Here is a 9,017-nt window from a genome sequence, read left to right on the forward strand (position 1 = left end):
CGTAGCGGCCCGGGCGAACGACGGTGACGGCGGGTCAGCGGTGGCAGCCGCAGGCGGCATGCCGGCCGTGCACGGTGGCGAGGGAGGCGGGCCGGGCCGTCGTGAACGACGCGGCGGCTGCCTCGGCGCCGGGCTGGTCCGCGTCCCAGACGCGCCTGCCGCCCACCAGCGTCAGACGGACCTTGGTGCCGGTGATGTCCTTGACCGGCACGCGGGTCACATCCCGGTCGAGCACGATCACATCGGCGGCCCGGCCCGGGGTGAGCACACCGGTCTCGTGGTCGATCCGGAGCTGATGAGCCGAGCCCGCCGTGTGCATGCGCAGGCTGGTGGAGCGGCTGATGCCCTCCCGCTCCGGGTACAGCGCACCGTCCTCGCCCTGCCGGTCGATCGCGGTGCGGATCTGGTTGAACGAGTCGAGCGGGTCCACCGGCCAGTCCGATCCCCCGGCCAGCGCCGCGCCGTACCGCTCCAGGCTGCGCGCCGGATACAGCAGCCGGTGGCGGTCCGGGCCGATGTAGGGCAGGAGGGCGTCCATCGTCCACACATTGCGCATCGCCCACTGGAGCTGCATGCAGGCGACCACGCCGAGCGGTGCGAAGCGCCGGTAGTCGTCCGGGTGCACCAGTTGCAGATGGGCGATGGTGTGCCGGTTGCCACGGCGGCCGTTGGCGCGTACCGCCGCCTCGTAGCCGTCCAGCGCGGTGCGCACCGCACGGTCGCCGATCGCGTGCGCGTGCAACTGCCACCCGGCCCGGTCCAGTACGGTCGCCAGGCGCCCGTACTCGGTGGCGGTGGCGTACAAGTCACCCCGGTTGCCGGTGGGTTTGCCGTCGGCGTCGAGGTACGGCTCCAGCAGTGCGGCGGTCTGCGCGGGGTGCTCGATCACTCCGTCGAGGAAGACCTTCGCCGTCCCGAAGCACAGGCCCGGCACCTGTCCGTACGCCGTGCGCTGCTCGTTGACGTGGGCCAGCGCGGCCTTCGGATCGCGGACGTGGTCGATGTCCAGGCGGAGCGCGGGAATCACCCGCTGCGGCAGCCGGCCCGAGGCGGCCAGGTCGGCGTAGGCGCGGAGTCCATCGGTCCCGGTGGCCGCGTCCATGTACGTGGTGATGCCGTTGGACGCCGCCTGGCGGAGGGCCTTCGCGGCGGCGGCGAGCGCCTTGTCCTTGTCCGGCGGCGGGATCACCGCCGCGACGATGTCCTGCGCGGTGTCCTTCAGCAACCCGGACGGTGCTCCGGCCGTGTCGTGGACGATATGGCCTCCGGCCGGGTCCGGGGTGCTCGACGTGATCTTCGCCAGCTCCAGGGCCCGCTGGTTGACCCACATGTTGTGGGCGTCCGAGCCCTTGAGCGCGATCGGCCGGCGGGTTGGCAGCGCGTCCAGGATGCGGTGGTGGGTCTCGGTCCCGGTCGGCAGGCCCACCGGGTTCCAGTCCTCCACCACCAGCCATCCATCGGACTCCTGGTCCTTGCTCGCGTTCAGGAAACCGGTGAGTTTCTCCTGGAGCGCGGCGACAGTGTAGGTCTCATTGCCCAGGGAGGGGTTGAGCGAGCGCCACCCGGCCTCCAGGCAGTGGGCGTGGGCGTCGATGATCCCCGCCATGACGGTGCCGCCGCGGGCGTCGACGAACTCCGTGTCCCTCCCGGCCAGCCGCCGCACCACGGACGACGGACCGACCGCGAGGATCCTCCCGTCCCTTCCCACGGCGAGGGCCTCCTGCTGCGGCATATACGGCAGCCCGGTCAGCACCCGCCCACCGTGGATGATCGTCGCGGCCGGACCACGGGATCGGGACGGACGACGGCCGGAGGCCGCGAACGCGGCGGAGGGGGCCAGGCCGAGTGCGCCAGCGGCACCCATCGCGCCCGCGGCCGACAGAAGACGGCGACGCGCCAGGTCAAGGCTCATGCTCACTCCCTGAGTGTGATGAGGTGTGACGCGTCAGCCTTGGTGATTAAACCCTTAAGCACCAGCCGCCCGGCGCTGCAGATATGGCCCATGGGCGAGGGTGTCCACAACGGATTCCGCAGCCATCCAGGGCGCCGGACGCACATTTTCCTCCCTCGACACGTGGCTACCGGCGCTGTTCCCAGGCGGCCCGGGTCGGCCGGTCGCGCGAGGTGCTCAGCAACACCAGGTGGGGGAAAGGTCTCGAAGTCGGCGGTCGGGCGGCCGCGGATGGGCTTGCCACCCGCGAAGTCACGTAGCGTCGACGAGCGCGCTCCGCACGGACGCGGGGATCTCGGTCTCGGCGAAGGGGTACCGGCTGGTGTGGCGGGTGCGCACGGCCGGGTACAGGACGGCCGGATCGGCCTCGTCGCCGAGCGGGCGGGTCAGTGTCACGGAGGCCAGCAGCATCGGATCGACGGGGTCGGGCAGCAGCCGGGGCGCCGCCTCCCAACCCTCGTGGGCCACCGCGACCCGCAGGTTCATCAGGGCGGCGCCACAGCCGATGTGCAGGGCGCGGAGCTCGGGGTCGGTCTGCGGCAGGGCGCCCCGCAGGTCGGCCCTGAGACGGAACACGCGGCTGCGCCGGGAGTACTCGAACCGCCAGGGCTGGGTGTTGTGCATCGAGGGCGCGGCCGTGGCGTCCTCCACCAACGACATGACCACCGCTTCGGAGAGCGAACGCGCGCTGCGGTGTGTCGTCGCGGAGCCGCGGTGGCCCGTCCCCTCCCGATGCCGTTCCGGTTCGTGCCCGGTGGGGTGAATGTGTGCGTCGTCCACTGTGACACCGCCGGTGAGGGGTGTCCTGGGGGCGGAACGCCCTCGGCCGAGGGGCCGGATGGCCCCGTGGTGGGCCATGTGGCCGCCAGAGGGAGCCATGCGGCTCATTCGGCGGCGCGGGCGAGCTGGCAGGCTCGGTGAAGGAGCCGGGCTCGACGAGGGAGCCAGGCTCTGCGACGGAAACACCGGCCGACCCACCGCGAGTGTGCGAGAGGAGTCGGAACATGCACCACAGAACGGTCGGAGACCTCATGACGCGCCCGGTGGTCCAGGCCCCCCGTGACATGCCGTTCAAGGAACTCGTGGCGCTGCTCGCGGAGCGTGATGTCACCGCCGTGCCGGTCGTGGACGGTTCGGGACGCCCGATCGGCGTGGTGTCCGAGGGCGATCTGCTGCGCAAGTCGTCCGGCCAGGCGGACCCCTCCGGTCTCCTCCCTGCGGCTGGCGCCCTCCGCCGTGATGGTCGACGTACGGGAGGGCGAGGTCACGCTGGACGGATCGGTCGAGGCCAGGAGCCTGGTGCCGGTCATCGTGCGGCTCTGCCGAGGCGTGGACGGGGTCGTCTCGGTCACCGAACACATCGCCTACGGCACCGATGACACCGGCGGCCCCGCCCTGGCCGCGTGAAACCCGGGAAACCCGGCGGGAGGCACCACCGTGGAACAAGCCGTCATGGAACAAGTGGTCACCGTGGGCCTCGACGGCTCGCCCGAGAGCCTGGCCGCCGCGCACTGGGCCGCGGACGAGGCGGAGCGGCGGGAACTGGCGCTGCGTCTGACACACGCGTGGATCCTGCTGGCTCCACCCACGCCCGGCAGCCCGGCGGCGGACGACCAGAACTACTGGTCGAAGCGGATCGTGCACGACGCGCACACCGAACTGGCCCGTGACCATCCGAAGCTGACCATCATCGAGGACCTGGTGTCGGACGAGGCCGAGGCGGCCCTGCTCGACGCGGCGGCGCACTCCCGCATGCTGGTGCTCGGATCGCGGGGGCTGGACCGGATGGCGAGCTTCTTCCTGGGTGACATCGGGCTGCACACCATCGCCCGGGCGGAACGGCCGGTGGTGCTGATGCGCGCGGAGCGGGAAGCGGATGGACACGGACGGCGTGTGGTCGTGGGCCTGAGCCTGCACGGCCCCCAGGACAACCTCCTGGAGTTCGCCTACGTCACCGCGTTCACCCGCGATGTGCCACTGCACGCCGTCCACGGACGAAGGCCCGACCGGGCGCATGCCGCCACTGCGGGCGATGGCGTGGCCCGGGACACCATGGAGCGGGCGCGACGGGAGCTGGACGAGGTGTTGCGGCCGTGGCGGGAGAAGTTCCCCCGGGTGCGGGTCATCGACGAGGTCCGGCTGGAGAGCCCGGCCCGGGCCGTCGTCCAGGCCGCGGCCGACAGCGATCTGCTGATGGTCGGACGGCGGAAACACCCACCCGCGCTGGGGCCCCGTCTGGGGCCCGTGGTGCAGGCCGCGGTGCACCACGCGAGCTGTCCGGTGGCCGTCGTCCCGCATGAGTGAGTGCGCTCGACGTCCTGTGGTGGGGCGACGTCCTGTGGTGGGGCTCAGGCCACCCGGTACGGCCGGGCCCGCTCGCTGTTCAGCGTGAGCCCCAGCCCGGGCGCTCCGTCATGGCCCGGGGTGAGGCTGCCACCGTCGGGCGCGAGGGCGCCGTCGAACAGGAGGCGCTCGATGCGCACATGGTCGTGGAACCACTCCAGGTGGCGCAGATTGGGCACGGACGCGGCGGCGTGGGCGTGGGCGTGTGGGGCGCAGTGGCCGGAGATCTCGAGGCCCTGGCCGTGGGCGAGGGCGGCGGCGCGCAGCCAGACGGTGATGCCGCCGCAGCGGGTGACATCGGCCTGGAGGCAGTCCACGGCACCGGCGGCGAGCATGTGTGCGAAGTAGGGCAGGGTGTAGCCGTATTCACCGGCCGTGACCTCCATCGGGACCCGGTCGCGGACGGTGGCGAGCGTGGTGAGGTGGTCGGAGGAGACGGGTTCCTCGAACCAGGTCACACCGTGGTCGGCGAGTGTGCCGGCCATGCGGGTGGCCTGTTTGGCGTCGTAGCCGCCGTTGGCGTCCACGTACAGGGCGGTGGTGTCGCCGATGCTCGTGCGGGCGTCGGCCACACGTTTCCGGTCGCGTTCCTCGCACCGCCCCCACGACTCGCCGATTTTGATTTTGACGCGGGGAATGCCCTCTTCCTCGGTCCAGCCGCGCAGTTGCCGGTCCTGGCGCTCGGCGTCGTACGTGGTGAAGCCGCCGCTGCCGTACACGGGCACCTCGTCCCGCGCCCTGCCCAGGAGGTGCACCAGGGGCAGGTCGAGCAGGCGGGCCTTGCAGTCCCACAGGGCGATGTCCACGGCGGCGATGGCCTGGGCGGCCACGCCGGGCAGTCCGGCGTTGCGCACGGCGCGGTGCATGGCCTCGTTCGCGCGTGGCACATCGAGGGCCGGGGTGCCGGTGACCACGTCGGCCAGCAGATCATCGATGACCAGGGCCGTGGCGGCGGGAGCGTAGGTGTAGCCGAGTCCGGTGACCTGGCCGCACCGGACGGTGGCGAGGACGAGGGTGGTGCTGTCCCAGCTGAGGGTGGCGTCGGCCTCGGGGGCGTCGGTGGGCACCGTGTAGACGGCGCTGTCCACCCCGTCCACGACGTGCTCGCCCGCGCCTCCTGCCGCGACGCCACCCGTCACCACCGTGCGGTCACCCTCCCCCGCGGCGCGTGCGTCGCGCGGCCCCCGCCACGGCCCCCGCCACGGCCGTCGCCGTGAGGACGGCGGCACCGGCGGTGGTCGCCCAGCGGGCCGCGCGCGAGGGCGGGGCCACGCGCTGTGCCAGGCGTTCGGGCCGCTCGCTGGGCAGGGTGGTGTCGAGGCCCAGGGCCAGCGCCTCGGCCAGGTGGAGGGCCCCGCGGCCGGTGTCGCCCTGCTCGATCTGGGTGCGGCAGCTGAAGCCGTCCGCGAGCAGCAGGCTGCCGGGGGCGGCCGCACGCACGGCGGGCAGCACGCCCTGTTCCGCGATGGCCATCGAGACCTCGTGGTGGCCGCGTTCGAAGCCGAAGTTTCCGGCCAGGCCGCAGCAGCCCTCGTCCAGGACGTCGGTGACGAGGTGGGCGCGGCGCATCAGTTCGCGGTCCGCGTCGTCCTTCATGATGGCGTGCTGGTGGCAGTGGGTCTGGACGACGGCCTGCCGGCTGAGCGCGGGCGGCCGCCAGCCGTCGGGGGCGTGGTGGACGAGGTGTTCGGCGAAGGTGCGGAACTGCCCGGCCAGCCGCCCCACGTCCTGGTCGGCGGGCATCAGTTCGGGTGCGTCGGCCCGGAACACCGCGGTGCAGGAGGGTTCGAGACCGATGATCGGGGTGCCCGCCTCCAGGTAGGGCCGCAGCACCCGCAGCGTACGCCGCAACACCCTTTTCGCCGTGGCCAGTTGCCCGGTGGAGATCCAGGTCAGACCGCAGCACACGGGCTCGGTCGGTACGGCGACCCGGAAGCCGGCGTCCTCCAGCACCCGGACGGCCGAGATGGCGACCGAGGGGTGGAAGTAGGTGCTGAAGGTGTCGGGCCACACCACCACGGTCCGCGGGTCGGCCGGGTCCGGCTCCTCGGCGGCGCGGGCGCGCCACCACTGGAGGAAGGACCGCCGTGCGAACACCGGCGCCTGGCGTGCGCCGTCCACCCCGGCCAGCCACTTGCCGAGACCGGCCACGCCCGGCGCCCGGGCCACGGTGTTGACCAGCGAGGGCGCGATACGGGACAGCCGGGCCCACACCGGCAGCCAGCCCATGGAGTAGTGCGCCGCCGGGCGCGGGCGGCCCCCGTAGTGGTGGGCGAGGAACTCGGCCTTGAGCGTCGCCATGTCAACACCGGTCGGGCAATCGGACTTGCAGCCCTTGCACGCCAGGCACAGGTCCAAGGCGTCACGGACCTCGGTCGAGCGCCAGCCGTCGGTGACGGCGGAGTCCGGATGGCCGTCGAGCATCTCGAACAGCAGCCGGGCCCGGCCGCGGGTGGAGTGCTCCTCCTCGTTGGTGGCCCGGTACGACGGGCACATCACGGCGCCGTGGTGGCCGCGGCAGTTGCCGATGCCGACGCAGCGCATGACCGCGCGGGTGAAGGAGTGCTCGTCGTCGGGGTAGCCGAAGTGTGTGCCGGGGGTGGCCGGCCGCCACCCCGGGCCCAGGCGCAGCTGACCGTCGACCGGGTTCGGACCGGTGACCGTGCCCGGACCGGTGACCGTGCCCGGGCCGGTGACCTGACCAGAGCTCGGGCCGGTGACCTTGCCGGGGTTCATCCGGTTCTCCGGGTCGAACAGGGCCTTCACCTCGCCGAACGCGGTCACCAGGCGCTCGCCGAACATGCGGGTGAGCAGTTCGCCCCGCGCCTGCCCGTCCCCGTGCTCGCCGGACAGCGAGCCGCCGTACGAGACCACCAGGTCGGCGGCGCGTTCCAGGAAGCGGCGGAAGTCGGCCACACCGTCGGCGGTCGTCATCCCGAACGGGATGCGGGTGTGCACACAGCCCTGCCCGAAGTGGCCGTACAGCGACGGATGGTCGTAGCCGAACTCCGCGAACAGGTCCTTCAGATCGCGGAGATAGTCCCCCAGGTGCTCGGGCGGGACGGCGGAGTCCTCCCAGCCCTCCCAGGTCTCCCGGTCGTCCGGCGGGCGCGCGGTCACCCCGAGACCCGCCTCGCGGGCCCTGAGCATCCGCTGCTCGCGCCGGGGGTCGTCGGAGAAGGCCACCGTGGCGTCCTTCTCGTCCCGCCCGACCGAGCGCAGCAGCGCGTGCGCCTGTTCGTCGACGTCCTCCTGGGTGTCCCCGCTGAACTGCACCATCAGCCAACTGTCTCCCCCGGGGAGGGAGTCGAGGGACTCGAGGTAGGCGTGCTCCTCGCGCATCAGCTGGGCCATCCGCCCGTCGAGGGCCTCCAGTTCGCCGGGGGTGCAGTGCTCCAGGAGCCGGGGCACATCGTCGGCGGCGGCGCAGATGTCGTCGTAGCCGAGCACCAGCAGCGACTGGTACGGAGGCACCGGCACCAGGTCCACTTCGGCGCGCACCACCGTCACCAGCGTGCCCTCGCTGCCCACCAGGGCCCGGGCCACGTCGAAGCCGTTCTCCGGCAGCAGCGAGTCCAGGTTGTAGCCGGAGACCCGGCGCGGAATCTTCGGGTAGCCGCGCCGGATGTCCGCGAGGTACGCGCCGACGACGCGGTCCAGTCCGTCGTAGATCTCGGCCCGGCGGCCGCCCTCCGCCGCGATCCGCGCCCGCTCGGCCTTGGACGTCGGCCCCACCCACATGCGCACGCCGTCGTAGGTGAGGACCTCCAGGCGGCGCACGTTGTCCACGGTTTTGCCGTACGCCTGCGCCGACGCGCCGCACGAGTTGTTGCCGATCATGCCGCCCAGCGCGCAGTGGCTGTGCGTGGACGGCTTGGGACCGAACTGCAGCCTGTGGTTGGCGAGTTGGCGGTTGAGCTCGTCCAGCACCAGCCCCGGCTCCACCACACAGGTGCGCGCCTCGGGATCCACCGAGACCAGGGCGTGGCAGTACTTGCTCCAGTCGATCACCACGGCGGTGTTCGTGGACTGACCGGCAAGGCTGGTGCCGCCACCCCGCGACAGGACGGGCGCGCCGAAGCGGGCGCACACCTCCACCGCCCGCGCCCCGGCCTCCACACTGCGCGGGACGACGACGCCGATGGGCACCTGACGGTAGTTGGAGCCGTCCGTGGCGTACGCGCCCCGGCTGCCCGCGTCAAACCTGACCTCGGCGTCCACCTCCGCACGCAGTGCCCCCTCCAGCCCGCTCGCGGTACCGGTACGCATGCCGCGCTTCCCCCTTCCGTCAGGTGTGTCCGCGTCCCGGCAGGCGCTCGGCGTACTGGGCGACCTTCTGCCGGATGCCCCGGTGGGCGATCCCGGCCAGCTCGGGGTCGTGCAGCGCGGCCTTCACGGTCTTCTTCGCCAGGGGAAGCATGAGGTGGGGCGGGATCGGGGCGATCTCCTGGTCGACCGTGAACTCCAGGACGACCGGGCGGTCGCTGGCCAGCGCCTCGTCCCAGGCCCTGCCGACCTTCTTCGGGGACTCGCAGCGGATGCCGCGCAGCCCCAGCAGCTCGGCGTACGCCCCGTAGGGGACGTCGGGGATGTTCTGGGAGGCGGGGTACTTCGGGTCCCCGGCCATGGCGCGCTGCTCCCAGGTCACCTGGTTGAGGTCCTGGTTGTTGAAGACGCAGAAGACGAGCGGCGGGCCGCCCGCCAGCCGGTCCATATAGCGCTT

6 protein-coding genes and 1 pseudogene are annotated in these 9,017 nt (G+C 72.5%); 2 read left to right on the forward strand and 5 right to left on the reverse strand.

What is annotated here, in order from left to right:
- Nucleotides 1–34 precede the first annotated feature (34 nt).
- Both GWI24_RS34670 and GWI24_RS34675 read right to left on the reverse strand, forming a co-directional pair.
- On the reverse strand, nt 35–1,912 hold the full coding sequence (locus GWI24_RS34670) for an amidohydrolase (protein ID WP_210950015.1): 1,878 nt from the start codon (nt 1,910–1,912) through the stop codon (nt 35–37).
- Nucleotides 1,913–2,203: 291 nt separating this feature from the next.
- Nucleotides 2,204–2,611: a hypothetical protein gene (locus GWI24_RS34675; RefSeq protein ID WP_210950016.1), complete on the reverse strand. Its 408-nt coding sequence runs from the start codon at nt 2,609–2,611 to the stop codon at nt 2,204–2,206.
- Between the two features lie 344 nt (nt 2,612–2,955).
- Here GWI24_RS34675 and GWI24_RS47020 point away from each other — a divergent pair.
- Together GWI24_RS47020 and GWI24_RS34685 are read left to right on the forward strand one after the other, a co-directional pair.
- Nucleotides 2,956–3,358: pseudogene (locus GWI24_RS47020) on the forward strand (CBS domain-containing protein).
- Nucleotides 3,359–3,403: 45 nt separating this feature from the next.
- Nucleotides 3,404–4,255, forward strand: a complete 852-nt coding sequence (locus GWI24_RS34685; RefSeq protein ID WP_210950017.1) for a universal stress protein — start codon at nt 3,404–3,406, stop codon at nt 4,253–4,255.
- 44 nt (nt 4,256–4,299) lie between these two features.
- Here GWI24_RS34685 and GWI24_RS34690 read toward each other — a convergent pair whose 3' ends face one another.
- The 3 genes from GWI24_RS34690 to GWI24_RS34700 form a co-directional block, all read right to left on the reverse strand.
- Nucleotides 4,300–5,433, reverse strand: coding sequence for an enolase C-terminal domain-like protein (locus GWI24_RS34690; protein WP_308344190.1), 1,134 nt, complete (start codon nt 5,431–5,433; stop codon nt 4,300–4,302).
- Between the two features lie 10 nt (nt 5,434–5,443).
- A complete protein-coding gene (locus GWI24_RS34695; RefSeq protein WP_210950018.1) occupies nt 5,444–8,563 on the reverse strand; it encodes an FAD-binding and (Fe-S)-binding domain-containing protein in 3,120 nt (1,039 codons plus the stop codon).
- Between the two features lie 19 nt (nt 8,564–8,582).
- Nucleotides 8,583–9,017: thiamine pyrophosphate-dependent enzyme (locus GWI24_RS34700; protein WP_247617277.1), on the reverse strand; the 435-nt coding region annotated here is incomplete at its 5' end.

This window comes from Streptomyces sp. MK37H, assembly GCF_018035285.1.
Classification (GTDB): domain Bacteria; phylum Actinomycetota; class Actinomycetes; order Streptomycetales; family Streptomycetaceae; genus Streptomyces; species Streptomyces endocoffeicus.